The organism is Larkinella sp. C7, assembly GCF_006149005.1.
GTDB lineage: Bacteria > Bacteroidota > Bacteroidia > Cytophagales > Spirosomataceae > Larkinella.
On record NZ_VBSL01000257.1, the window covers coordinates 1 to 334 of the forward strand.

General features: G+C 40.7%; 1 protein-coding gene. It reads right to left on the bottom strand.

The window, feature by feature from the left end; genetic code table 11:
* The coding region (locus tag FH871_RS35335) for an alpha/beta hydrolase (RefSeq protein WP_212768429.1) at positions 1–306 on the bottom strand (306 nt) is incomplete at its 3' end.
* Positions 307–334: the final 28 nt, after the last annotated feature.

A 334-nucleotide genomic window follows, 5' to 3' on the forward strand; every position in this document is an offset into this window, starting at 1 on the left:
TGCTAAAGTCCCCCCAGCACTTGATCCATGTAAGCCAATCTTATCAGGATCCGCTCCAAATTCATCTGCGTTTTTACGGAGAAAATCGTAAGCAGCGTAACAATCCTCTAAAGGTTGCGGAAAAGCAACTCCATTTTTGCCGCTTAAACGATATTCTACAGCTACCACAACTGCTGGGACAGCCTCCGCCAAGGCTATACACCTTGTATTATCAAGGTCTATACTGCCTGCAACAAATCCTCCACCATGAATATCTAAAATGATTGGAGATTTCTTAGGACGGTTTTTAGGTATAAAAATACGAATTTTTACTCGTAGTGTTAGTTAAAAAATC